This window comes from Ureibacillus sp. GCM10028918 (assembly GCF_042666115.1).
Classification (GTDB): Bacteria; Bacillota; Bacilli; order Bacillales_A; family Planococcaceae; genus Ureibacillus.
This window is the reverse complement of the sequence record NZ_JBHTFK010000005.1, coordinates 332,398-356,957: the sequence shown is the minus strand read 5'-3', so window position 1 is coordinate 356,957 and position 24,560 is coordinate 332,398. Positions and strand designations below refer to the sequence as shown.

21 protein-coding genes are annotated in these 24,560 nt (G+C 39.9%); 11 read left to right on the top strand and 10 right to left on the bottom strand.

All coding sequences use genetic code 11. The annotated features are described in order from the left end of the window. Positions 1-204: 204 nt before the first annotated feature. Complete coding sequence (locus ACFQU5_RS04990) at positions 205-1,521, bottom strand: ABC transporter permease (RefSeq protein ID WP_390285368.1); 1,317 nt, start codon at positions 1,519-1,521, stop codon at positions 205-207. Continuing rightward, positions 1,518-2,177 carry an ABC transporter ATP-binding protein gene (locus ACFQU5_RS04985; RefSeq protein ID WP_390285366.1) on the bottom strand — a complete coding sequence of 220 codons (660 nt, stop codon included), beginning with the start codon at positions 2,175-2,177 and terminating at the stop codon, positions 1,518-1,520. The genes ACFQU5_RS04990 and ACFQU5_RS04985 overlap by 4 nt, the downstream gene beginning before the upstream one ends. Positions 2,178-2,523: 346 nt before the next feature. Here ACFQU5_RS04985 and ACFQU5_RS04980 point away from each other — a divergent pair, with 346 nt between their 5' ends. Beyond that, positions 2,524-3,027 (top strand): nucleoside-diphosphate sugar epimerase, encoded by a 504-nt coding sequence (locus ACFQU5_RS04980; protein ID WP_390285364.1) that lies wholly within the window; start codon positions 2,524-2,526, stop codon positions 3,025-3,027. A gap of 65 nt (positions 3,028-3,092) precedes the next feature. Here the strand turns inward: ACFQU5_RS04980 and ACFQU5_RS04975 are convergent, their stop codons facing one another. From ACFQU5_RS04975 to ACFQU5_RS04965, 3 genes are all read right to left on the bottom strand, one after another. Continuing rightward, positions 3,093-4,472, bottom strand: coding sequence for an MFS transporter (locus ACFQU5_RS04975; RefSeq protein ID WP_390285362.1), 1,380 nt, complete (start codon positions 4,470-4,472; stop codon positions 3,093-3,095). A gap of 85 nt (positions 4,473-4,557) precedes the next feature. Continuing rightward, on the bottom strand, positions 4,558-4,851 hold the full coding sequence (locus ACFQU5_RS04970) for a Dabb family protein (protein ID WP_390285360.1): 294 nt from the start codon (positions 4,849-4,851) through the stop codon (positions 4,558-4,560). After that, positions 4,848-6,110 carry a flavin-dependent oxidoreductase gene (locus tag ACFQU5_RS04965; RefSeq protein ID WP_390285358.1) on the bottom strand — a complete coding sequence of 421 codons (1,263 nt, stop codon included), beginning with the start codon at positions 6,108-6,110 and terminating at the stop codon, positions 4,848-4,850. Before ACFQU5_RS04965 ends, ACFQU5_RS04970 begins: the two co-directional genes overlap by 4 nt. Before the next feature lie 280 nt (positions 6,111-6,390). Here ACFQU5_RS04965 and ACFQU5_RS04960 point away from each other — a divergent pair, with 280 nt between their 5' ends. Continuing rightward, complete coding sequence (locus ACFQU5_RS04960) at positions 6,391-7,107, top strand: GDSL-type esterase/lipase family protein (RefSeq protein ID WP_390285356.1); 717 nt, start codon at positions 6,391-6,393, stop codon at positions 7,105-7,107. A 347-nt stretch (positions 7,108-7,454) separates the two neighbouring features. Next, a complete protein-coding gene (locus ACFQU5_RS04955) occupies positions 7,455-7,616 on the top strand; it encodes a YwzD family small protein (protein WP_486395121.1) in 162 nt (53 codons plus the stop codon). Positions 7,617-8,013: 397 nt separating this feature from the next. On the opposite strand, the gene ACFQU5_RS04950 is transcribed toward ACFQU5_RS04955, so the two are convergent. Beyond that, the gene (locus ACFQU5_RS04950) at positions 8,014-9,348 is read right to left on the bottom strand and encodes an MFS transporter (protein ID WP_390285352.1); all 1,335 of its coding nucleotides are present in this window, start codon (positions 9,346-9,348) and stop codon (positions 8,014-8,016) included. An 18-nt stretch (positions 9,349-9,366) separates the two neighbouring features. Next, positions 9,367-10,929: an AMP-binding protein gene (locus ACFQU5_RS04945; protein ID WP_390285350.1), complete on the bottom strand. Its 1,563-nt coding sequence runs from the start codon at positions 10,927-10,929 to the stop codon at positions 9,367-9,369. A 197-nt stretch (positions 10,930-11,126) separates the two neighbouring features. On the opposite strand from ACFQU5_RS04945, the gene ACFQU5_RS04940 reads away from it, so the two are divergent. The 6 genes from ACFQU5_RS04940 (at position 11,127) to ACFQU5_RS04915 (ending at position 19,149) form a co-directional block, all read left to right on the top strand. Beyond that, complete coding sequence (locus ACFQU5_RS04940; RefSeq protein ID WP_390285348.1) at positions 11,127-11,756, top strand: TetR/AcrR family transcriptional regulator; 630 nt, start codon at positions 11,127-11,129, stop codon at positions 11,754-11,756. A gap of 125 nt (positions 11,757-11,881) precedes the next feature. After that, positions 11,882-14,104 (top strand): EAL domain-containing protein, encoded by a 2,223-nt coding sequence (locus ACFQU5_RS04935; protein ID WP_390285346.1) that lies wholly within the window; start codon positions 11,882-11,884, stop codon positions 14,102-14,104. A 357-nt stretch (positions 14,105-14,461) separates the two neighbouring features. Beyond that, complete coding sequence (locus ACFQU5_RS04930; protein WP_390285344.1) at positions 14,462-15,223, top strand: tyrosine-protein phosphatase; 762 nt, start codon at positions 14,462-14,464, stop codon at positions 15,221-15,223. A gap of 487 nt (positions 15,224-15,710) precedes the next feature. Beyond that, complete coding sequence (locus ACFQU5_RS04925; RefSeq protein ID WP_390285342.1) at positions 15,711-17,003, top strand: glucose-6-phosphate isomerase; 1,293 nt, start codon at positions 15,711-15,713, stop codon at positions 17,001-17,003. Between the two features lie 23 nt (positions 17,004-17,026). Next, complete coding sequence (gene galU / locus ACFQU5_RS04920) at positions 17,027-17,911, top strand: UTP--glucose-1-phosphate uridylyltransferase GalU (RefSeq protein WP_390285340.1); 885 nt, start codon at positions 17,027-17,029, stop codon at positions 17,909-17,911. A gap of 1,088 nt (positions 17,912-18,999) precedes the next feature. Continuing rightward, complete coding sequence (locus ACFQU5_RS04915) at positions 19,000-19,149, top strand: hypothetical protein (protein ID WP_390285338.1); 150 nt, start codon at positions 19,000-19,002, stop codon at positions 19,147-19,149. Between the two features lie 68 nt (positions 19,150-19,217). Here ACFQU5_RS04915 and ACFQU5_RS04910 read toward each other — a convergent pair whose 3' ends face one another. From ACFQU5_RS04910 to ACFQU5_RS04900, 3 genes are all read right to left on the bottom strand, one after another. Then, the gene (locus tag ACFQU5_RS04910; RefSeq protein ID WP_390285336.1) at positions 19,218-19,601 is read right to left on the bottom strand and encodes a hypothetical protein; all 384 of its coding nucleotides are present in this window, start codon (positions 19,599-19,601) and stop codon (positions 19,218-19,220) included. 333 nt (positions 19,602-19,934) lie between these two features. Further along, on the bottom strand, positions 19,935-20,282 hold the full coding sequence (locus tag ACFQU5_RS04905) for a hypothetical protein (RefSeq protein ID WP_390285334.1): 348 nt from the start codon (positions 20,280-20,282) through the stop codon (positions 19,935-19,937). A 94-nt stretch (positions 20,283-20,376) separates the two neighbouring features. After that, positions 20,377-20,877, bottom strand: coding sequence for a sigma-70 family RNA polymerase sigma factor (locus ACFQU5_RS04900; protein WP_390285332.1), 501 nt, complete (start codon positions 20,875-20,877; stop codon positions 20,377-20,379). A 378-nt stretch (positions 20,878-21,255) separates the two neighbouring features. Here ACFQU5_RS04900 and ACFQU5_RS04895 point away from each other — a divergent pair, with 378 nt between their 5' ends. Then, positions 21,256-21,768: a competence protein ComK gene (locus ACFQU5_RS04895; protein WP_390285330.1), complete on the top strand. Its 513-nt coding sequence runs from the start codon at positions 21,256-21,258 to the stop codon at positions 21,766-21,768. Positions 21,769-22,124: 356 nt separating this feature from the next. Further along, positions 22,125-24,341 (top strand): YcdB/YcdC domain-containing protein, encoded by a 2,217-nt coding sequence (locus tag ACFQU5_RS04890; protein WP_390285328.1) that lies wholly within the window; start codon positions 22,125-22,127, stop codon positions 24,339-24,341. Positions 24,342-24,560 lie beyond the last annotated feature (219 nt).

The following is a 24,560-nucleotide window of genomic DNA, read 5'->3' as shown; positions in this document are numbered from 1 at the left end:
AAATAAAGTTAAATAATATTAAATAACCAAATGTATTGCTAATTTGATAAATTCTTTCATAGATATAGAGTCAAAAATATAACTCGGTAAGATACCGACGAGGAACTCTTTTTGCACTTAATTAATAAGTAGTACAAAGTTCCATACTTTCGTCTTATCAAAGGCTATTAGTCTTATAAATCTCGAATTCCTTAATAACAACCCTCATTCAAACCTCAGCGCCTTACTCGGATTCATTAGAGCAGCTTTTAATGCAGGATAAATCCCGAATAAACAACCACTTGCCAACGTCGTGTAAAGAGCAAGTTTCACGGCCCAAACTGGGAGGACTAAAGCAAATAGGTCAATATTGTTGTTCCAAATTTCAATAAATGCATAGCCTAGACCAATTCCGATTACCCCGCCGATAAAGCATAGAAGCAGAGTTTCGAAGAAAAACTGAATCATGATTTCAAAGGTTGTGGCGCCTAATGCTTTTCGAATGCCAATTTCTCTTGTTCTTTCCCTCACGGACATAACCATCACGTTCATAATGCCGGTACCGCTAATTAACAGGGCGATGACCGTAATGCCGACTAACATGACCTGCAAAATGGATGTCACTTTTCCGAGGGCACCCAGCATTTGATCCTGCTTCACGACACTAAAATCAATTTCCGAATGGTTTTCTTTAATCGCACTAAAAACGGTCGCATCTACTTCATCGACGACCTCCATGGAGGAAGCTTCCACAATCATTTTCGTTAGATTTTTCATATTGGTTGTTTCCAGTGCTGTTTCAATTGGGATCATCACATTGTTATCTGTACTGGTTCCAAGTGTAGCATTTGGGGCAAGTATGCCGACTACCTCATAGGGTGTATCCTGAATGGTTACGGTTTTCCCTAATAGAGATGGTTCTTCTGCTGCCACCGCATCTCCTGTTAGGAAGTTCAATAGTTTCTTCCAAATGGATTGCTGATTTTCGCTGATGGATTCCACATTTTCTTCAGGAATCTCTTGTTTGCCAAGCAGGGCATTAGAAATATTGCTGCCGAGAACGATTACTTTGGCTTTGGACTCTTGTTCTTCTTGTGTGAAAAAGCGGCCTTCTGCTAGTTTTGCATGTTGCACTCGATTGTAGTGATGCGAAGTGCCAATTAAAGCAGATTGCACTTTTTTATCGTCATGCTGAATTACGTTAATGGTCTCTAGTTCCGGAATGACCTCTTTTACATTCGGTACGTCTTCAACCGCTTTTGCATCCTCATACGTTAGCGTACTTGGAATGCTTGTTAGCCCGCTTAGTAAATCTTTTTGACCGTTAGCTGTATCCAGCGCCCGACCTGGCATGACCAAAATCTGTTCTGCCCCAAGGTTCCCCATTTGTTTCATTAATGAATCTTTCACACCAATAGCGATTGCAGAAAGCACGATTACGGCAAACATTCCGATGATAACGCCAATCGTGGAAGATAAGACGCGAGTACGATTGGACCATAATCCGAAGAGTGCCATTTTGAATCCGGATATTAATTTCATACAAGGACCCCATTCTGCAAATGGATAATGCGCTCGGCTCGATTTGCTACTTCGATGTCATGTGTAATCATCACAATCGTGACACCTGAATCATGCAACCGGTCAAACAAACTCAGGATGGTTTCCGTAGTGGCTTCGTCCAGACTCCCTGTCGGCTCGTCCGCCAATATGATACTAGGTTCATTTACTAATGCCCTCGCAATGGCAACACGCTGCTTTTCACCGCCAGACAATTGTGCGGGTTTAGCCCGTTTTTTATGTAAAAGACCCACTTCATCCAAAAGTTTATCAACACGCGATTTCTTTTTGCTCAAACGTTTACTGCTATACGTTAGGGGGAGTCGAACATTTTGGTACACCGAAAGATTGGGGATTAAGTGAAACTGTTGAAAGACAAAGCCGATTTCGTGATTTCGTAGAGCTGTTCGGCGACCGGCTTTCATCTTATGTACCAATTTTCCTGCAAGCTCGTATTCTCCAGTGTTGAATGAATCGAGGGCGCCAAGTAAATTGAGAATCGTGCTTTTACCAGATCCCGATTTCCCCATAATGGCTATGTATTCTCCCTTTTCGACATGTAAATTCACACCTCTTAAGATCTCGATATCTTGGTTTCCAGAGCGATAGTGTTTTTTCACGTTACGGAATTCTATCATTTTATGACCTACTTTCTTCGTAGATTTACTTCCTGAGAAGTACGGGGGCTGGTCCTTTTTCAATTCATCAAAAGTGGGTAAACCACTCCCTTGGTTCTACCCATTTCTCTTTGTTGATAAACAACTTTGTAAGGCAAAAAAATACAGCAAATATGAGAGGTGTTGTTAATCGTATCTAATAGATTCCATAAGGTTTTAAAATCATCAAAGTAAGGAAAAGAGTTACTACTTGTCAGTGGTGACTTTCTTGCCCAATGAATAACTGGTGCAACAGGGGGGTTCAACTAGAAAATCTAGGAGAATCTGAGACGACAAGTAAAACTGTGGGATAGAAGGAGTGTTTGATTTGGGAAGAAAAGAGAAAGTTAAAAAGTTAAAGGATCATGCATTTGCGAATCTTCGTTTGATTGAAATAGAGTACAAACAAATTGTTAAAAAAACTTCTCAGGAACCTGATTCATACAATTGGGGAGAGCTCTTAAACGATGCTGAATTAAAAGGATTATATAAAGTACGCAAAGACAGAAAATATGCGTCTTTGACCGTCGAGCTTTACGCCATCATTGAGCAGCTATTAAAAGATATTTATCATACTTTTTATGATAATGCCTATGGGCAGACGCCGGATGTGAATATCATCCTGGATTTGGAAGATAAGTTAAGTCATCGTGTGAGTTTTGAAAATAATACAAAACTGCTAGCTGATTTAAGATGTATTATAATTCATGAAGACTTTTCTTTAAAGAAAGCTAGGAAAAGCGAAAATATCAATATGAATAATCGTAACTTGTTTAAACAATTACTCAAAGATGCTGAAACCTATATAAAAAATATAGAAGTTAAATCATAGAAATACTCGTGAAATATTCAAGCCCCGCCTGAAAAAATCCAGGTGGGGCTTGTCATTTTATATTATTAAATCAAAGGCGAATCCTTGAGCTCGGCAATTTGTGTTTGAACAGGCGTTTCTTCTTCTGTAGATTCTTCTTGGCGGTAATAGGCATGCTTTTCCTGAACAAAAATGATGGCAATCCCTCCAAGAAGTGCCGCCAAGCCTATAAGTGTAAAATTCATCTGTGCGGACAAATTCATCGTCAAAAGAATCCCCACAAACGTCGGTGCAAATATCCCGCCGACGCGCCCGAATGCCATGGCCGCTCCTACACCGGTTGAACGAACTTCCGGACGGTAATACTGGGATACAAACGCATTGCTAATATTTTGGACACCGATGGATGCCGCGCCAATCATGCCGATTAATAGGTACGCAATCATCGTGTTGTCTGTCAACCCGATGGCGGACAGGGCAATGGCGCCCAGGAAGTACAGCGGAACCATGATTTTTTTGAAGCCCCAGTGATCCGTCAATCGACCAAAAATGATCGTTCCGACAATCGCGCCGACATTTAATGCAACGACAAACAAGAGACTGTTCCCCAGGCTGTAACCTGCTTCAATCATCAGCTTCGGCAGCCAGACGTTCATTGCATAGATGAGCACAAAGCAAGAGAAGCAAGAAATCCAGAACATGATGGTGCTGAGGGCCAGCTTGTTTTTAAACAGCATGACCAATGGCGAACCTTTTGCTTTATCTGCTGGTTTCGCAAAGACCGCATTCGCAGCAATTGGCTCTTCTGGTGTTAAACGGTTCATGATTTTTCGTACTTCTTCGTCTTTTCCTTTAGATAATAGGTAGCTTACCGATTCTGGAAGCTGTTTCATCAGAAAAGGAAGAAATAAGAGAGGAAGCGCGGCAATCCAGAATACCGGTTTCCAGCCCAGTTCGGGCAAAATCGATTTACTGAACATGGCAGCGGCAATCGCGCCGATGGAATAGCCACAGAAAATGAACGATACAATCGCACCTCTGATTTTCTTTGGCGCGTATTCGGTCGAAAGGGCAATGACATTTGGCATTACCCCGCCAAGCCCAAGCCCTGCAATCACGCGCATGATTGTGAACAATATCGGGCCACCGGCAAATGTCGATAGCGCGGTAAATAGACTGAACATGATTGTACAGATTAGGATGACTTTCTTTCGTCCGATTTTATCGGCCAATAAGCCAAAAAGGACGGCGCCGATTGCAGTTCCGGCGGCTGTATAGCTTCCGATAGCGCCGGCTTGCACCGTCGTGATTGACCATTCCTCCATCAAGGCAGGTACAACCGAACCGTAGATGACGACATCATAGCCATCCATCAAGATGATGAAAAAACACCAAAAAATTAAGGAAAGATGGGAAAAACGAAAGCGACTATGATCGATTATTTTGTTAACATGAACAACATTCATTTTTGGACACCCCTAACAGTATTGATACTTTAGTGCATAAAAGCTTCAACGCGCCTACGCGATAAAGTGAATGGGTAAAAAAATATTAAATCTCAAAATCCACGATAATTGAATCCTCAATACCAATATCCTGTAAGAAAGAAAGGATTTTCTGGTGCTCGGGATGGGGAAGATAGTTTTCCAGCGCCGCACGATTTTCAAAACGTGCCGTTAACCCGACATCATAGCCTTTGCTCCGCTCGGAGAAATTGATGCCTTGCTGGATATCGAGTACACCCGGGATTTTTTCTTTGAGCTGGAGCGTTCTGTCGATCAGTTCCTGTATTTGCTTCAAGGTTGTGGCGGGCGAAAATTTAATCAATACAATGTGTTCAATCATACTGAACTACCTGCCTTGTTGTTTAAGGTTTCGCGGTCGAAACCGGCTACTTGCTTATATTTATTGGCAATTTCCGCAAGCTCTTCGTAGGAAACGACGTCGTCCAGTTTGTCAAAACCGCCTGGTGCGCGCTCTTCGACAATCTGCATCACTTGCTCCGGTCCATTTTGACGATTCATCAGAACAATGTTTGCGGTAGCTTCACGTCGTCTTGTCTCGTATTCTTTCAAGGCAGTTTCTGCGTCTAGGTGTTCTTCAATGACTTGTCCAAGGGCATCGGCATCCAAAATCGCCTGTGACGCACCATTTGAACCAATCGGATACATCGGATGTGCTGCATCGCCTAATAATGTCACACGGCCAAACGTCCATTGCGGCAGCGGGTCGCGGTCCACCATCGGGAATTCATAGACTGCTTTTGCTTCCTCAATGATTTTTGGAACGTTTAACCAGCCAAAGTCCCAGTTTTTAAAGGCAGGCGCAAACCTTTCCTTATCAATTTCCTTGTTCCAATCCGCACGGTCCGGCATTTCGTCTATGGCAAGTTCGGCAATCCAGTTCACAAGGGAACGGCCTTCTTTTGCCAGCTCCGGACTGATTGGGTAAGCGACGAATTTTTGATCTTGGAATCCTGCCATGATCATGGATCGTCCAGTTAAATACGGATCAGCTTCGGTGATGCCGCGCCATAAAATGCGTCCGCTGTATTTTGACAGACCTTCGTTTGGATAGAAATGCTTGCGCACGACCGAATGAATGCCGTCTGCTGCAACCAGGATATCCGCGCGGTAGGAACCAACATGTTCGCCTGTTTTTTTATTTTCAAAATGCGCCACGACGCCTGCAGCTTCATTTTCAAAGCCTGTTAAGTGGTGCCCCGTGAACACGGCTTCTTCACCCAGTTGCTCTTTTACGGCATTCAGCAGCAGCATTTGCAGCTCGCCGCGGTGAATCGAATATTGCGGCCAACGATAGCCGGCGTTTATTCCGCGATCTTCCTGCCAAATTTTCTTTCCGAATTTATTGACGTACATGAGTTCTGCTGTTGGCAAGCCAATTTTTTCAAGCTTTTCCGTTAAACCGAGCTCTGTCAGCACCTTCACGGAATGGGGCAATAAATTGATGCCAACCCCCAGCGCCTTAATGGTTTCCACGCTTTCAAACACTTTCACTAACACGCCAACGCGTTGAAGTCTTAAAGCTGTAACGAGCCCTCCGATTCCTCCGCCGACGACGATTGCTGTTTTGATATTCGACAAAACAATCCCTCCTCTATTTAAAAATATTTAGTTCTTGTTATTATGACATAACATTGGACACTAAGACTAGTAAACTTTTAAAATTTACAGAATATTTTAAATTAGTTGAGGACAATCATGGATTGTATAAATCGAACTTTAAGCGGACAATCGAATTCGATAATTAAATCAGTTTTTATAGTGAAAGTTTGGGGAACATAATTGTAGAATAGCAAATATGCAATTCATGTGGAAACCCTCGAACAAATTGAAAACAGCCTAGAAAGTGAGGGAAATGCTTATGGAAAAAAGAAAGAAATTATTCATGGTGTCAATGGTTTTAAGTTTGGTACTTATCGGTTTGTTTGTTCTATCCAAAAGAGGGGGGACTGGCTTCTTGAAAAGGGAAATTGATGGGGGTGAAGTTTCCCCAAAATACACAAGCTACTACTTGCAGAAGAAGGATATTTTCGAATCGACGGAAACTACCCATGTAGACAAAATCTTTGTTGGCGACAGCATTACGGATCATGGGGAATTTCACGAGTTTTTCCCGAATCAAGTAGTATTGAACCGGGGAATCAGCAAAGATACTTCCGCAGGGGTGTTGAATCGGATTAATGAAGTGGTAGGCAGGAATGCCAAGGAAGTGTACTTGCTGATCGGGGTAAATGATATAAGAACAAAAGTGGAGCAAGCTGTTTATATCAGTAATATCCGGAAAATTATTGATTCTCTTGCACATAGCGATTCGGAAATCTATATTCAATCCATCCTCCCGGTAAACAACTCGATCTATGGGAATAAAGTAACGAATGACCAAGTCATACTATTTAACGCAGCGCTGAAACAAACAGCGAAAGAACTCAATGTACATTTCCTGGACCTGTTTCCGTATTTCATTGATGAAAACGGACAATTGAAAAAAGAATATACCCTGGATGGCATTCACTTGAACGGAAAAGGCTACAAAGCTTGGACCAATCTGGTGCCTGGCACACATACAACTTCGAAATGATTGTTTCGGATTTGAGGGTGCCCATTTAAGGGGCAAACGGCATCGAACGGAAAGGTGGAAAAGTAATAGGTATTGCGACGATACAAAAGGGAAACTGCTTTAGAAGGTAGCAGCAAAGGGATAGGTATTACGACGATTTAAGAGAGGAACTGCTTCAAACGGTAGCAAAACGAGGAGTGGTGCGTGCCCGGCACACAAACTTTTCAACGCTTGATACATAAACAAAACAGTTCTTAAATATATGTAATGATATTTTATATTATTTTAATGTTTGCAATCTATTTTTTGTGGGAAGATATTTGCATAGATAGGTATGAATTGCTTAGGAGGTAGTGTCTGTGGAGAGAATGGATATTCAGGAAGAGTTTAAACAAATTTTGGAGTATGCGATACAGCGCGGCAATGAAAATGAGCAAATTACGGTGAAAGAATTAGTCAGCGAACTGGCAACACATTTGAAACCATTAGTAGAAAAAACAAATGCAAAGGGATTGTCTGCTACTCGCTAAGACAATCTTTTTTTTGTTGATATATGATTATATATCAGGGGTGGAAGGCAAATCGTAGGAGTTGCCTTTTTCGAAATCATGGCACTGGACGTCATCATACCCTAAATCGATTGCGTGCACCTGCGATAAGGGGTAGGTCTTAAAGAATTCTTAATACTTTTGTAAGCATCAGTTCGTATCAATTCACCGACTCTTTCAAATTCATGTTTCCAACCCTTTTCCCGACGCGTACCTGAAACTTCATTATCAGAGGAAACACCACCTCCAATAAATCAAAAAAAATGCCCTCCATCAACGAGATGAAGGACACAACTTTTAAGTGATTCAATGCTCTTGCCATAGCTGCCTTTACTGCTCTCTAAAGGAAGATACTTGCCTTTACATTATTTACTCTCGCTTACGTAAGATTAACAGCTTTCTCCTGTTCCGCCTCACTATTCAAACTTGTAATCTGCTCTTCATCTAAATCCTCATATTGCGTAACGATACGTGTATCTGGTGCGAAGAGAATCAGCACCAGGGAAATCACAAGGCTGACAATCATAAAGCCGCCAAATACTAGAGGGGAAGCACCGTAACTCGCGCCCATTGCTGTCCAAATCATTGGACCGAATCCTACGATGGCTGCGGCAATTTGGTAGCCGAGAGAGAGACCCGTATAGCGAACTTTTGCAGGGAATAGTTCTGAGAATAATGTCCCTTGCGTCGCAAAGATTGCGCCCCAGACAACGCCCAGTAAAACGACCTGCATCGTGAAGAACCAACCCGTACTTACCGGTACTGCCATAAAATACGGGATTGCCAGGACGATCATGGCAATCAGGCCACCTGTGTAGATGATTTTACGACCGATAAAGTCCGAAAGATAGCCCATAATCGGAATCGTGAGTATCATCGTTGCACAGCTAAGGGTTAAGCCTAAAAGTGCCGTGTCGCGAGAGTAATCTAGATACGTTGTCGCGTAGACCAATATAAAGGACATTAAAAATACGTTGAAGAAGCCATCACCGAGCTTTAAGCCAATTAGGCGGAAAATATCTTTTGAATTGTATTTAAAAACTTCCACAACCGGAATTTTCGCAAGCTCTCCTTGGTCTTTTTTCCTTTGGAACTCCGGTGTTTCTTCGATGCCGCTTCGAATCCAAACGGCGATCACAATCAGCACGATACTAAATAAGAAGGGAAGTCGCCATCCCCAAGCCATAAATTGCGCTTCTGTCGTTAAAGCACTAATCAATGTGAAACTGAATGTACCTAATACTAATCCAATCGGCACCCCTAATTGTGGCACGGAGCCGAAAAATCCACGGATTCCTTTATTGGCCGATTCAGTTGCTAACAGAACGGCTCCTCCCCATTCACCGCCAAGCGCAATCCCTTGCATTAATCGCAATAAAACTAATAAAGCAGGGGCAACGATACCAATTTGGGCGTAAGTAGGCAAAAGCCCAATTAAAAACGAGCTTCCACCCATCCCGATGAGCGTCAGCATCAAGGATGCCTTTCTTCCAATTCGATCTCCCATATGCCCAAATATAATACTTCCGATTGGTCTAGCCGCATAACCAGCTCCAAAGGTTGCAAAGGCAATCAAGATGGAAACGGCAGGATCATGGTTCGGGAAGAAGAGAGTGGAGAAAACTAATCCTGTTGCTGTTCCATACAAGTAAAAGTCATACCACTCAATAATGGATCCTACTAAACTAGCCAATAATATTTTCGCTTTTTTCATAAGGCACCTACTTTCGAATTAATTAATTGAAATCGAATTTCTTAAAATATGCTTTTGAATCTTTCCAACCGGTGTTCTTGGAAACTCCTTCACAAACTCGATGGAATCTGGCACTTTGAATTTGGCCAATCGAACTTTGCAGAATTCGATGAGTTCTTCTTCTGTAGCATGCATATCCTTATTCAAAATGACGAAAGCCTTAATCGCCTCATCCCTCATATCATCCGGCACACCGATGACCGCACTTTCATAAACAGCAAGATGTTGCGTTAAAACGCTTTCAACTTCTTGCGCGGCGACATTTTCACCGGAACGTTTGATCATATCCTTCACACGGTCTACGAAATAGAAATAGCCATCCTCGCCGATTCGTGCATTATCACCGGTCAATAGCCAGCCATCTTGCAAGGTTTGTTGTGTGGCTTCTTCATTTTTAAAGTATTGCTTCATAATCGTGCGTCCAGGAACACCCTTGACGGCAATTTGACCAACAGCTCCCTGTACCACTTCTTCTCCATTTTCATCGATCAGCTTTACCTCATACCCGATACTCGGCCGCCCGATACTAAGGTTTTTGCGTATCCCGTTTAGTGGATTAATGAGCGGAATCCCAATCGTTTCAGTCATGCCGTACATATGCAGAAGTTCTAAATCAAACTTTTCTTCAAACTCTTTCACTTGATGTTCGGCAATCGACTGGGCATACATGACCAAGCGAATTGGATTGTCATGGTCGTTCTCATCATAGTCTTTTGCTAAAATCATTCGAATTGGCGCTGCAAACAAAGAACCAACCGTGCCACCTAAAGTCGTGGCTTGTTTAAAATAACGCGATGCACTGAACTTTTCGGTTAACGCAATACTGCCTCCAGCAACTAATGCGGACATTGTCGAATAATATTGGGCATTTCCGTGGAAGAGCGGCAGGACGATAAACATGCGGTCTTCCTCTGTAACTCCTATGGATTTGGACATCAATTCGCCCGTATAAAGATAGTTCGCATTTGTCACTTGCACGCCTTTTGGTTTGGATGTAGTCCCAGATGTGTAGAGCATACCAACGACATCTTCTGCCGAAACTTCTGGAAAACGACTGTTGTCAGTAGAAGCATTTGCAATTAAATGGTCGAAGTTCAATAGTGTTGTAGATTCATTTTCAAAACGAGTTAAAATGATGTGTTGGATTGTAGGGAGCTCATTCATCATCCCTTGGAATTTTTCAACATGCTCTTCCTCTGTGATCAATAGTACAGATTCCGAATGATTAATGATGTATTTCATTTCATCCGCACTCGACAAGATATTAGTCGGAACCATAATCGCCCCAATGTGTGCCAGCGCAAACCAGGTTGTCAAAAATTCGATGTTGTTTGGCAAATGCAGTGTGACATGATCACCAGCTTTAATATTTATGTCGAGCAGGGCATTGCTCAGCTTGAGTACCCCGTCATAAAATTCACGGTAGGTTTTGGTCGTTTGATTTCCAGTGGCATCTTCAAAAGCAATAAAGATTTTATCCGGACAAACAGTCAACTTTTCCTCCCATAGTGATCGAAGCGTTCTTTCCCCAATAATGTCCATCGTCAACCCCCTCCCCAAAGTAACGAAAACGTTTTCAACTTGAAAAAAAGTAATTTCATAGACTATAGTCTAAATAATAAAACATCGAGAAATTAAAAGTCAATACTATTCTGAAAATTCGGATAAGTCCAAAACGTAGCCGTATTTTGTACGAAAATTTACCTAATCTAAACACTCTATTGGAAATGGGGGAAGCTATGAGGAAAGGAATTCGACAATTACAGGCAGAGAAAACGAAGCAGCGGATTTTTGAAACGGCCTTGGAGTTATTTCGGAAAAAAGGGTTTGATCAGGTCACGGTAGATGAAATTGTCAGAAAGAGTAAAAGTTCCAAGGGTGCGTTTTATGGTCACTTTGATTCAAAATATGGCATCTTCTTGGAGAAATTTAAGGAAATCGATACTTTTTATGAAACCTTTGTAAAAACAATAGCTGATGAAGACTCGCTGAAAGAGAAAATACTAAAGTTATTTCAAGGTCAGATGCATTATTTGGAGCATGAACTTGGCAAAGATTTAATGAGATCCGTCTATACAAATGGACTCATTGAAAGCGAGGAACATTTTTTTGCCAATACGGAACGTAGCCTCTATAAAATTTTATTTCAATTCATTAACAGAGCGGTTGAAAGAGGAGAATTAGTGCAGGATGCAGACCCGGAAAGAATTGCGATGTACATCACACGGTGTATGCGCGGGAATCTGTATGACTGGATTGCGTTCGGCAAGGACTTTCAGCTTCAAAAGGAGAGCGAACAATTTATCGCTATTTTTATGGACGGCATAAGCATACAGTTTGGAAAAGATGGGGAAAATAGTTCATTATAGTAAGTTATATTTGAAGTATTAAGGGTATTTTAAAATAATAAATATCTGCTAAGAATGTTGCAATACTATTAAGTTAAACTAAACTTTCTGAATGGAATTGTTTGTTTTGAAGGGAGTCCGACAACGTGAATAGTCCAAAAGTTGATTTTCAACTCTATCTTGCAGAATCCCAAAAACGTTGTGAAATGATTGGAATGGACCCAAACGAGTTTCCAGCATCCCAATACATTAGTGATGAAAAATTGAATAAGAAATTACTTGATTTTAATAAGTTATTTGATGTATTGGATTTTTTTGCCAACCAGCTTTTTCAAATGGTAGAGGGCATCCCGTTTCTTCTGCTTGTCACAGATGAGGAAGGGACGCTATTAGAAATAAAAGGTGATGACAAACTCAATAAAAACTTCGAGAAATTAGGAATCAAACCAGGCATCAAATGTACCGAAGAAGATTACGGAACGAACGCCATTACGTCTGCACTCACATTAAACCAACCCGTTCAAGTAGTGGGTATGCAGCATTATAAAACTTTTCTTCAAGGAATCGCGTGCTATACAGTGCCGCTGACATTTGAATCAGAAGGACAAAAAACCGGGACAATGACCATCATCACGTTAGTTGAGTTCCAAAGTCCTCTTCTTTTAACGATGCTGTATTCGGTTGTTCATTCCATTGAACGAGAAATTCTTCTAAAAGAAACCAATACACGATTAAACATACTCAATCAAGTGGTCATCAAATCTTCGAAAAATGGCATTATTGAACTTAATAACAAAGGTGTTATTACAGAAATAAATGGGCTTGCACAATCCCTGACAGGTTGGGGAAGAGGTACTGTAATTGATGAGAAAAGCTATTTTGGCGCTTATTTGAAAGGGATTTTACAAGGAAAAGATTTCTCGAATATTGAAATCAAGATTATGAATGAACAGACTGGGAAGCAAAAGATTACACTATTTGATGGAATTCCTCTCTATAAGCGCACGGGTGAACTAATTGGGGCCTTTGCCCAATTAAGAGATATTACAGAACGACATCATGCAAAGGAACAAATCCGTTATTTAGCCTTTCATGATGAGTTAACGGGTCTTCCAAATCGGAGAAGCTTCCAGCAATCCTTAGATAAAAACTTGAGTCAATTAAATAAAGGAAGCGGGACGTTAGCGCTCTTTTTGCTAGATTTGGATCGTTTCAAATTTATCAACGATACATTAGGCCATGAAAAAGGGGATTGGCTCCTGATTGAAGTGAGCAAGCGGTTACGTGACTTTTTACCCGACAATGCAGAACTTTTCCGTATGGGTGGCGATGAATTTACCATCCTGTTAAGGGATTTTAAGGATCAGGATGAGATTACCTCTATTGCAGAAGGCATCATTGACTTATTGCAACAAAGCTTTGTCATCGAGAGTTATGAATTTCACATGAGTACAAGCATTGGCGTCTCAATCCATCAAGGCAGGGAGAAGGGAACGATTCCTTTGTTCCGAAGAGCAGATACGGCGATGTATCGGGCAAAGGAAAAGGGAAAAAACAATTACGTCATGTATGATTCCAACATGGAGCACCGCTTTTTTGAGAAGTTAACCTTTGAGCAAGAGCTGCGTCAGGCGATACGACAAAATCAACTAGAATTGTTTTATCAACCGCAATTCAATCTTTGCACACAGGAAATTATCGGATTGGAAGCGTTAATCCGCTGGAACCATCCAAAATTCGGTTTGATTATGCCAGGTGATATTATTCCATTAGCGGAGGAACTAGGTATCGCCACGCTACTTGGTGATTTTGTCTTAGACGAAGCTTGTTCCCAGCTAAGGAATTGGACAGAGCGTGGGCTGCCACCAATTAAGGTAGCGATCAATTTATCGCCTCAAGATTTCTTGAGTCATACCATCGTTGAGAAAGTCCAGCAATCCCTAACCCGCTGCAATATCGAACCGAGCAATCTAGAATTGGAAATTACCGAATCGATGGCCATGGATGTGACCAATGCCATTTCGATTATGAAGGAATTAAATCAGCTCGGCGTTCAAATTGCAATTGATGATTTCGGGAAAGGCTTTAGCTCGCTAAACTATTTAAAAAACTTCCCGATTCACCGACTAAAAATTGATCGCTCATTTGTCAATGACATCTTAAAAAATCAAAATGATGCCAAAATTATTAGTGCCATTATCCATCTAGCCCATTCCTTAAACCTGGGAGTGATTGCAGAAGGCGTCGAAACAAAAGAACAAGCAGAGTTCTTAAACAGTTTAAGGTGTGATGAAGCGCAAGGGTTCTACTACGGGAAGCCATTGCCTTTGGGTGAAGTTGAAGCGATGTTGTTTGAAAATAGTAATTAAGCATGGGACAAAGTCAGAAAAACCATTTTTCTTGATGAGAAAAATGGTTTTTTTCGTGAAATGCTGGGATGCTTTCCGGGGCACTGGTCGTACATGTAAATCTCTCTCTTATGCTATTCACTTAGCACTCACCCCTTTACTCCGATCAATTTATATTCTAAATATGATTTTCCTATTTTTCTTTTTATATCTACTAATATTCCACCCTCTTTCTTAATACTTTAGATTAGAAACAAATCTAGTAGATTTTTCGAAAACTAGATGAGGAATGGACTTCCATATCGAAAAAGATCATTATTATGGAACTTCGTGTGAGTAATAGACAATTCCATAAATGAAAGAAAAGGGGGAAAAAGGATGATTGATATGCATAGTCATTTTTTGTGGAATGTCGATGACGGTCCAAAGACATTTGAAGAGTCTATCGAATTACTGAAGCAAGCTGCAAAGGAAGGCATTACAGACCTCATTTCGACCTCTCATAGTCAACATCCTCAATATAATGCAAAATTCGACACCGTGAATGACCAAATACAACAATTACAAATAGAACTGACGAACCGCAATATCCCACTTACCTTATACCGAGGACATGAAGTTCGTTTAAATGAAAAGTTAATTTCCTTACTCCAGGAAGGCCAGATTCATAAATTAGCGAATTCAAATTACGTATTATTAGAATTACCCTCAAGTCATGTCCCGAACTATGCAAAGAACATTATCCATCAATTATCAATCCAAGGATTAACGGCTATCATTGCTCATCCTGAAAGAAATAAAGGAATTGCTGAAAAGCCCGAAAGGTTGGAATGCCTCATACGCGAAGGGGCCGTCGCGCAAATTACGGCGGGTAGTCTGGCAGGACACTTTGGAAAAAGTGTTCAAAAACTATCTCTAGACCTAGTAAGTGCCAATCTTGTCCATACATACGGATCGGATGTGCATAACCTCACAACAAGACCTTTTCTTTTTGAAAAAGGATTAGCCTACTTAGAAAAAAAGAAAAGATTAGATGCGGTGGATTTATTATTGAAAAATAATAAAAGTATAATTAGGAATGAACCGTTAGTACTTTTTGAACCAGAAACGGTCAAGAAACGGAAATGGTTGAGTTTGTAATAAATATTAAATAATTGTTAATATTTATCGTGCCAAATATATAAAAAAGCTACATATGATAAATTTTAGCTATGACAATCCTTGATGCTGCCTCTACTAATCAGAAGCAGGGACTCTTAACGAGGTTGCGAAGTATTTGTTCTCGATAAGGGTGAACCTGTCAAAATTGTGGTCTTAGCACAGAACTGAATACGTCTTTCTAGATTTTCAAAAGAAGAAGTTCAGATTGAATGCTCAGGCATACTCATGGTGAGAAGAATTATTAAAGAAATTCAAGAAGAGCACATCTATCCAAAAATCCATCTAGGCAAAGCTAATGCAGTTAGAACCGAAGCTCTCCAAGAATTACTCGTAAAATTGCAGTCTCATGAAATAGACGACATAAAAGAAGAATAAGATTTCGTAGTCAAGAAAAAATGGCAAATAAATTAGCAACATGCCGTGAAAGTAACGGTCTAACTCTAGAATTTTGAAAAGAGGGAAGAATGTGTCAACGCAATTACTGCAAACAACGATTTTGAATGAACAATTTTTAAAGATTGACTATTCACAATACAATTCTTCTGTAGCAACCATTCACCGACATTTAGAAGAGTCAAAGGATGAATTAACAGGATGGATTAATGCTCCTTTAGAAGACAATCAAGAACTCATCCATTCTATTCAAACGATTGCCGAAGAAATTAAAGCAAATGCAGATTTACTAGTAGTCATAGGAATTGGCGGCTCGTACTTAGGAGCGAAAGCCATTCAAGATTCGTTAACACCTTACTTCGGACAGCAAACGGACGGAATTGAAGTAATTTATGCTGGTCAAAACATGAGTGGCGCCTATATCAATCAACTATTAAACAGTCTTGCAGAAAAAGAGGTTTACATCAACGTCATTTCAAAATCCGGGTCCACCATGGAGCCTGCATTGGCCTTCCGTGTGCTGCGTCAATATATGGAGAAACGCTATGGAGAAGAGGCTAGTGAGCGAATCGTTGTAACGACGGATCCCGAAATCGGCTTATTAAGAGAAATCGCAGCGTTTCATCATTATCGACAATTTGTCATTCCCCCTAATATTGGGGGTAGATATTCAGTGCTAACGCCAGTGGGTCTATTACCAATTGCAGTTGCAGGTGTAGATATCAAGGAACTACTTGAAGGTGCAAAAGAAGCGGCAATGCTATTAAAAGAAGGAAACTTAGAACACAATGAAGCTTATCGCTATGCAGTGATTCGTCACGCACTATATACACTTGGCTATAAAGTGGAATTGCTCGCTTCCTTCGAGCCAGCGCTAGCAAACTTCCATGATTGGTGGAAGCAATTATTTGGTGAAAGTGAAGGAAAAGACCAAAAAGGATTATTCCCGGCTACTGTAAATTATTCAACAGATTTACATGCTATTGGACAATTTATTCAGGATGGAAGCCCCATCCTCTTTGAAACATTGCTTCATTTTCATGAGATAAAGGATGATTACCAAGTACCATACGATGCGAGAGATGAGGATCGATTAAATTATTTAGCCAATCGCAGCTTCAATAAAATTAATACAACCTCCAAACAAGGAACGGCGATTGCTCATGCAGAAGGCGGCGTTCCAGTTATACAACTGGAATTGGCAAAACTAGATGCCTTTCACTTTGGTTATTTAATCTACTTTTTTATGAAGGCATGTGCCATGAGTGCTTATTTAATAGATGTCAATCCATTCGACCAACCGGGTGTGGAAGCGTACAAAACTAAAATGCTCCAATTATTAACTGCAGAAGACATCAAAAAATAGACTAGAGAGGATGACCTTTTCGTATGAAGAAAGTCAAAAAAGCCATTATTCCTGCAGCGGGACTAGGGACGCGATTCCTGCCAGCAACAAAAGCGATGCCAAAGGAAATGCTACCAATTGTAGACCGACCAACAATCGAATATATCGTCGAAGAAGCCATTGCATCTGGAATTGAAGATATTATTATCGTAACAGGTAAAGGGAAGCGTGCCATTGAAGATCATTTCGATCGTAATTTCGAGTTGGAAGCCAATCTAATAGAAAAAGGGAAGCTGGAGCTACTAGAAAAAGTCAATCAATCCTCTAAGGTAGAAATTCACTATATCCGACAAAAGGAACCGAAAGGCTTAGGGCATGCCGTTTGGTGTGCACGTAATTTTATTGGTGATGAACCTTTTGCAGTATTATTGGGTGATGATATTGTTCAAGCACAAAATCCATGTACGAAACAATTGATCGACCAATACAACAAAACAGGTTCATCGGTCATCGGTGTTCAAACGGTTCCAAGTGATGAAACGCACCGTTATGGCATTATTGATCCAATTTCGGCTAATGAAAGGCTGTATGAAGTAAGTAACTTTGTAGAGAAACCAAAACAAGGAACAGCCACATCCAATCTGGCCATTATGGGTCGCTATGTCCTTACATCTGAGATTTTTGAATTCTTAAGCCTACAAGAAACTGGGGCAGGTGGAGAAATCCAACTAACCGATGCCATTCAGAAACTAAACGAAAGCCAAAAAGTATACGCTTATGACTTTGAGGGGAAAAGATATGATGTCGGAGAAAAAATTGGCTTTGTGAAAACTACGATTGATATGGCACTAGAAAATGAAGAAATTCGGGATGAGCTATTGGAGTATCTAATGGAGAAGGTTAATGAAATAAATTTAACGGTAAAATAGATATTCAATTTTAGGATACTGCCGCCTTATCTTTGGAGGCAGTATCTTCGTAAATAAAGGTGAAAACAGATACAATGAAGCGCTAAACCAAATTAATAAGTAAACAAACATGAATATCACCTCTTAGGTGGGGGTTCTTCTTGCCAACTCAATTGAGGGCAATTCCACAGAAATCTTTGAATATAAGTTAACAAAGAAAGTCTTTACTCTAACTTTAAATATCCTCAAGTAACATTGTCATACCCCTTCCTAATGAATTCAACCTATAAGAAATCTGAAGATAGCACACTGGAAACGTAAAAAGGGTTATGAACAGGAGTTGCAACAAAAATTAAGGAAGCTTGATTTGTTTATGCTTATTTTCAGTGCAAATTTCTCCCTTTCATCTCCTCAAGTACAACTTTTAATGCCAAATAAAATAGAATAAATAAGTGAATGTAATTTTCCTATTATTTGGGTTTGGTAGGAGCATATAGATTAATTCTAGAATTTGAGTGAAGCATACCGTTAGTTGTACGATTGTCTCTATCATATGCATGGGGAATAGGTCAGGAGTTTTTCGCATCTTGTAATCCATAACTATTGACTGTAATTATTCTATGTTATTGGTATCCTTTTTAAGTGACTCCATTGGTGATCCTTATGCTGTTGCACCATTGTTAAATATCAGTGATATTCTGTTCGGCCATTGATGGTCAATACGCTAGATAACTAGTTAAATTGAAGTTTGCTGTTATTAAATAATAAGTAAGTTTTCGAACCGCTTTGTTAATCCAGATTCCGCATCATTTCTTACATTCCAATTTTTCAATCTCCTGAAGTTTTATGTGAAAAACTCTTGAGTATGATGGTCTAACTAATTAAATGATTACCTATATACTTAACTCTGTTCGGAAAATGGGAGTCTATGAATTTGAATATAATTCATAATTTTATAAAATATTTAATCCTGTAATAAGATGGTCCGTTACTTTTGAAATAGAAATTTCCAAATATTGTAGTTAAAAGAGTAGAATCTCTCAAGTTTCGCAATATAATAAGGTTGGGTAATTATTTAGAAATAGCAAACTTCTTTGGGAGGTATTGTCTTGGAACGGCCGGAGATACAGGAAGAATTTAAACAAATTTTAGAGTTATCCATTCAACGCGGGAATGAAAATCTCGGAATGACCCTTGATGAATTTATGAGCGAACTTACTAGCCAACTCAGGCTCTTACTAGAAAAAACCAATACTTAGGGATTGTCTCAAATTTTGGACAATCCCTTTACCGTTTAAGGGGTAGGGGGCTAAGATGCTCGTTGTTTTTATATGAGCTGTTCTGTCTTGCCGTAGTCAATTCGGTACCATTTTATTTTATCGTTAAGCGTGTTGTTAAATTTGGTTCTGGAAATGATATAGCCGTTCTTCTCGAGTTTTTTAATGGTCCGTTCGATGGTCTTGGTTGACCAGAAGGGGAAGTGTGCGTGCCAATGCTGATAAGACTGTTTACACCAATTGTGCCCTTCCATTGAAATGGCTGATGTTTGCAGCAGCCTGTCTAATTTAGCTAATACAATCGCTTCGTTGATTCCTATAGCGACTGCTAATGTTGGGTAGAGCTCCAGCGTTGGTTCGTTAATTAGTAGATTGTCCGGATTGCCAACTTTCGAAAAGTTAATAGGCTGTTCAGTAGTGTCCTTCATGTTCATCTTCATCTCCTCCTTTTGGTCATTCTTCTCTCAATCATGGTCCAAATTTATCCTGTCATCCTTTATATATCGTTTAGCCGCCTAAAAAGAGACATTGTATTCTGATCAAACGTTTTTATGGGCATGATTTGGATGGTCTTTTGCTGTTTCTTTTCTTCTCTTTCTGAATCAAAAAAAGAAAAAACACAATATGTTTTATTTTATTCTTTTAAGTAATCTATGTTGTAATCTCTGGTAATGGTTCCTGCATTCTGCTGAAATGGATTTCCGCATTTTGCAGAAATGCTTGTTGACAAATTTGGGGGTAGGATACGTTTAATTTGTCAATTCCATCTAGCCGATTTGGCATGGTTTTTCATGAAGATGGTTTTTGATCATGGCATAATTGACACGATACCATTTCGTGCGGTCGGCTTTCATAAGGTTATACACACCGACGACGATGAGCTGCTGTTCTTCGAGTCTTTTCAATGTCCGTTCAATTGTACTTTTTGACCAAAAAGGAAATTCCACATGCCATTCCTCTACGGTTTTATACACCCATGTATGACCTTCCCGATTGTTTTTGGATATCCCGTTCCAAAAGTGAATTTGCTGCAGGATAATGGCTTCATTTAGCCCTACTTTTTTAGCCAGGGTAGGAAGTATTAAAAGGGGTGATTCGTCGATTAATCGTTTCAATGTAATGTTCTCCTTTTTTAAGTGCCCGGCACACACACAATTGCTAAAAGGTTCAAAATCGTTCCGGAGTATGAATGCCTGGCATTCGTTCAATTTAATAATTCTCTCTTTTTAACTGAATGCGAAGCTTCTTCAGGATGCGGTCGCGCCGTTTCTTTAGTGCGGCCACTGAGGCGATGTATTTGTGCGAGAGCTCCTCGTATTTATACTGGTGGTAGTATAGATCTTTGAGTAATTCAAATTCGTCCTCTGTTAGATATTCGGCTACGGTTTCAAGTGTTGCAAAAGCGCTGGATGGCATGTTTTTCAGGTCGGCATATTGGGCAACGGTTGTGAGCTTGTCTTTTTCATACGGAATTTGACTTTCCGAATACTGGTTATCCTTTCTCATCGCTGTGTACAAGGACGTCAGCATCATCCGATGGGCATAAGGCGTAAAACTGCCCTTTGTTGGGTCGTAGTGTTGCCATGCTTGCCAAAGGGCAATGATAGCTACTTGACGGAAGTGGTCACGGTTTTTATAAATGCGTGCTTTTCTTAAAACACTTGAAATCATGGGTTCATATTGGTCCAAAACTTGTTCAAAATTATCCATATCAATTGCACCTAGCGACCTGTGCACAGATCAATTATTCCCGGGTACCTTTATCGTAAGAGTTTGCTTGGAAGGAATCGAATGGAGGATTTGTATCAAAACCCAGGAGAATGGAGTGAATTTTCCAGTAAAATTCAATGAATTTTATGAGATAATATGTAAAATTTCACCATATTTACACATTTTTCTTCTAGAATGTCTTTCAAAATAATTCACTTTATTTTAGAATATTCTTGAAACAGGGTTTAGGAGTTTTGTAATAGTTAAAATGAATTAGGGAAAGGGTTGATGTGGACAAACAATCCGATTTGTCGTGGTTTTTAATGCTTTTTTAGGATTTGGGAGTTTACCATATACCAATTAACAGGAGAGAACATTATGACAAAATTTGAAGAAATGATTTTCAAGAAGCACCGTATTTTAGCGATTGCCCCTCATTATCATGAAAGCTATGCATCCGTGATCTATACGCCTCAAGAGGAATTCTACTCGATTCATCATGTCAAAAAGAATATGGAAACTTACTGTTTACTCAATGGTTCCAGTTTGGATGGCCGCAAATCTTCCTCGCGTAAACGTTTTAATGATGTTAAAAATCCTTCTATTCTCATATCGGAACTTGATGGCATCGCCGCTTTTCAAGTACCGGGTGCCGAGCGCCTCGATACGATCTGGATTACGGATGTCGTCAATGTATTCATTGAAAGTCTGCCAAACAACCATACAGAAATTACTCTAAGTAATAGGGTAAAGCTGACCACCCCGCTAGCATCGAACTTAGTCGACAAAAGAATCGAAAAAGCCTTGCGTTTACTCCATGAAACTGCCTTCATTTATATTCGCAACAAATTCATCATCAATATTACCAATGACATAAATCCCAAAGAATAAGTGATTACATAATCCAGCAGACTGCATTAGAAGGGTGTTTTTTCAAAATAGAATAAGTGACACAAAAGATAGGGTTGTTCATTTGCTGCGCAGAAGATGGACAATCCTTTTCGCTATTGGCATAAGTATTGGTATTCCAGCTCTATGCAATGTCGCTACAGATGGACGCGCATCCTTCGCTTGAGCCTCCAGTTAGAATGCTAGTGAGATCTCCTGGTAAACAGTAGAGTAAGAAATATCAATGATTTTGTCTTTATAGAATTTGTGAATCAAGATTATTATGGTGAATTTAATACCCAATTCTGTTAAAATTTGGTATAGTATTTACTAGATTACTAAATATTAGGAGTGAGGTATTGAAGAATTTAAGAACGTTAGGGATCTTAACATTGTCTACTGGCCTATCATTTGGAGTACTAGCACCAGCAGTTTCTGCAAATGAGCAAAATGAAATGGTTCAAATTAGAACTGCTTCGGTGGAATCTGTTGTGACAAAGAGTGAGCTCATTAAAAGATTTAAGGAATTGTTCCCGAATAAATTTGATTTCTTAAAAGATGGTGATTTCCATATGGGTAGTGGTCATCACTTTCCTGATGATGATACGATTCGTTATAACTTAAGCTTTCACAAAGAAATAAATGGGAAGCAAGTTCATGGTGGGATTGGATTTGTTGGGGAAGAATTAGAGATTGAGAATTTTTACTATCAACCAGCAAACAGCGTAGATGCTCTATTTCCAGCAAAAATAACAAAAGCCGAGGCTGAAAAGGCTGCCCTTGCCTTTTTAAAAAAATTACCGGGAGTAAGTGAGTATCAATTAGATACTAGTCATGACTATTACCCAGGTAATCAAACTCTTACAGAACCGATCCGTTATTCGTTCACGTTTGTTCGTACGGAAAATCAATTACCTATTTCAGATCAATTTCTACAAGTAACCGTCCTGGGGAATGGGGAAATCGTTGACTTTTATCGCAGTCCAATAAATATGGATGCACATACGTTTGATGATAGTACAAAAGTGATACCCGAGAATGAGATTTTAGCGAAGGTAAAAGAGAATCTTTCCATCGATTTACAGTATAGTATCGATTTCGATTATCAAACAGGTGATAGAACTGTACAACTTGTCTATCAACCAACGAATGCATTTCTTGGAGTCCATGCTCTTTCTGGGGAATGGCAAACAGTAAACGGTTTCTCTCCTGATGTACCTGAAGAACAAGAAATCGAATTCATTACAGCCCAACCGATTCAACCAAAACAAACCGACTTCTCTTTAGAAAAGGCGAAAGCGTTTGCTCAGGAATTTCTATCGATTGATTCGGATAAAGTAAAGCTAACCATAGAATCGATTGATGAAAGAAAAAATCACAATGGGCAGGAAGTCATTGCCATTCAGTATATGTATTATTATGGAAACAGTGGGCATGGCACAGAGCTTCAACTCGATCAACAGACGGGTGAAATTATCCAATATACGGATATCAAGAGTGATGTACTTAGAGAAATGGGCGAAAGCACAGAAAATAGTCAGCCGATTTCCAATGAAGAAGCTCTTAACCTAGCAGTGGAGTATTTAAAAGAGTTCTCGCCCTCCCATATTCATAACTATGCAAAACGATTAGGAGAAGCCCAATTTGATAGGGATAGAGGCGTTTATTATCTTACCTTTCCGAGAGTTGTAGATGGCATTCTTGTAACGGGTGACGCAATTTCTGTGAATGTATCTGCTGATGGTTCTTTACTTGGTCTCAATGTAAATTATCAAGATGTAGAAAATTGGCCATCAGTTGAAGAAGTTATTACCGAAGAAGAAGCAAAAACGAAATTTTTGGAGCAATTAAGCTTGGAGCTGCAATATGTAAAAGCAGGATTTGCAGATGATGACCATTATCAACTTGCTTATGCCCCTGTATTTAATGAAAATCAATTTAGTTTCCTAGATGCAAACACGGGTGAATGGAATAGTCTGATGGAAGAAAGTGAACGCCAGGGTATTGAGCACCCTTGGGCAGAAGATGAGCTTAATTTCTTAATGAATGCTCGAATTTTAGACGTTGAGGATGTAACTACATTTGATGCAGATGTGCAGCTTACAAAAGGCGACGCACTTGCAGTGATCATGAAGTCCCTTACTCATTTCTATGAAGGCGGTTATTATCCAGGTCAAGAGAATACGAGTCAGTCATTTGAAAATATTGATCCGGAGCACCCTTTATATCAAATAGTTGAACGTGCAGTCTCGATGGACATTCTTGATACAGAAAGTGCCATTTTAGATCTGGATGCACACCTTACGAAAGAAGAATTATCCGTTTGGTATATCCGTGCATTAGGACTCGGGCAGGCAGCTAAACAAGGCAGTATCTATCAATTGGACTTTGCGGATGCAGACGATGTACAGGATGAATACATCGGTCATGTTGCCTTAGCAAACTCATTGGGATTATTGACAGCAAATCAAAATCAGTTCAATCCCGACCAAGAAGTAACCTATGCACAATTAGCGGTATCCGTTGTTCGTTTAGCGCATGAAGCATACGAAAGAAACCCGGACATGTATCGCTAAATTTTGAGAAAAGGGGCGTTGCTGACACGCCTTATGTAAAATGGAAAAGTTCTAGTAGAGCCACTAGAACTTTTTTGTTGTTGTGATTATAAACACAACAAGGTTGAAGTAGTTGAACGCCTTTTAGTATGGGCAAACCAGCTAATAGAAGATGATCGCTATTCCACGATTGGGCGCAATTCTAGAATATAATTAGGCCTATTTCAGCGATAGGGTCAT

Bases quoted from the DNA above. Each gene is read 5' to 3' on its own strand.
- ACFQU5_RS04990 (WP_390285368.1), bottom strand. From the start codon at position 1,521: ATGAAATTAATATCCGGATTCAAAATGGCACTCTTCGGATTATGGTCC.
- ACFQU5_RS04985 (WP_390285366.1), bottom strand. From the start codon at position 2,177: ATGATAGAATTCCGTAACGTGAAAAAACACTATCGCTCTGGAAACCAA.
- ACFQU5_RS04975 (WP_390285362.1), bottom strand. From the start codon at position 4,472: ATGAATGTTGTTCATGTTAACAAAATAATCGATCATAGTCGCTTTCGT.
- ACFQU5_RS04970 (WP_390285360.1), bottom strand. From the start codon at position 4,851: ATGATTGAACACATTGTATTGATTAAATTTTCGCCCGCCACAACCTTG.
- ACFQU5_RS04960 (WP_390285356.1), top strand. From the start codon at position 6,391: ATGGAAAAAAGAAAGAAATTATTCATGGTGTCAATGGTTTTAAGTTTG.
- ACFQU5_RS04955 (WP_486395121.1), top strand. From the start codon at position 7,455: ATGGATATTCAGGAAGAGTTTAAACAAATTTTGGAGTATGCGATACAG.
- ACFQU5_RS04950 (WP_390285352.1), bottom strand. From the start codon at position 9,348: ATGAAAAAAGCGAAAATATTATTGGCTAGTTTAGTAGGATCCATTATT.
- ACFQU5_RS04945 (WP_390285350.1), bottom strand. From the start codon at position 10,929: ATGGACATTATTGGGGAAAGAACGCTTCGATCACTATGGGAGGAAAAG.
- ACFQU5_RS04940 (WP_390285348.1), top strand. From the start codon at position 11,127: ATGAGGAAAGGAATTCGACAATTACAGGCAGAGAAAACGAAGCAGCGG.
- ACFQU5_RS04930 (WP_390285344.1), top strand. From the start codon at position 14,462: ATGATTGATATGCATAGTCATTTTTTGTGGAATGTCGATGACGGTCCA.
- galU (WP_390285340.1), top strand. From the start codon at position 17,027: ATGAAGAAAGTCAAAAAAGCCATTATTCCTGCAGCGGGACTAGGGACG.
- ACFQU5_RS04910 (WP_390285336.1), bottom strand. From the start codon at position 19,601: ATGAACATGAAGGACACTACTGAACAGCCTATTAACTTTTCGAAAGTT.
- ACFQU5_RS04900 (WP_390285332.1), bottom strand. From the start codon at position 20,877: ATGGATAATTTTGAACAAGTTTTGGACCAATATGAACCCATGATTTCA.
- ACFQU5_RS04895 (WP_390285330.1), top strand. From the start codon at position 21,256: ATGACAAAATTTGAAGAAATGATTTTCAAGAAGCACCGTATTTTAGCG.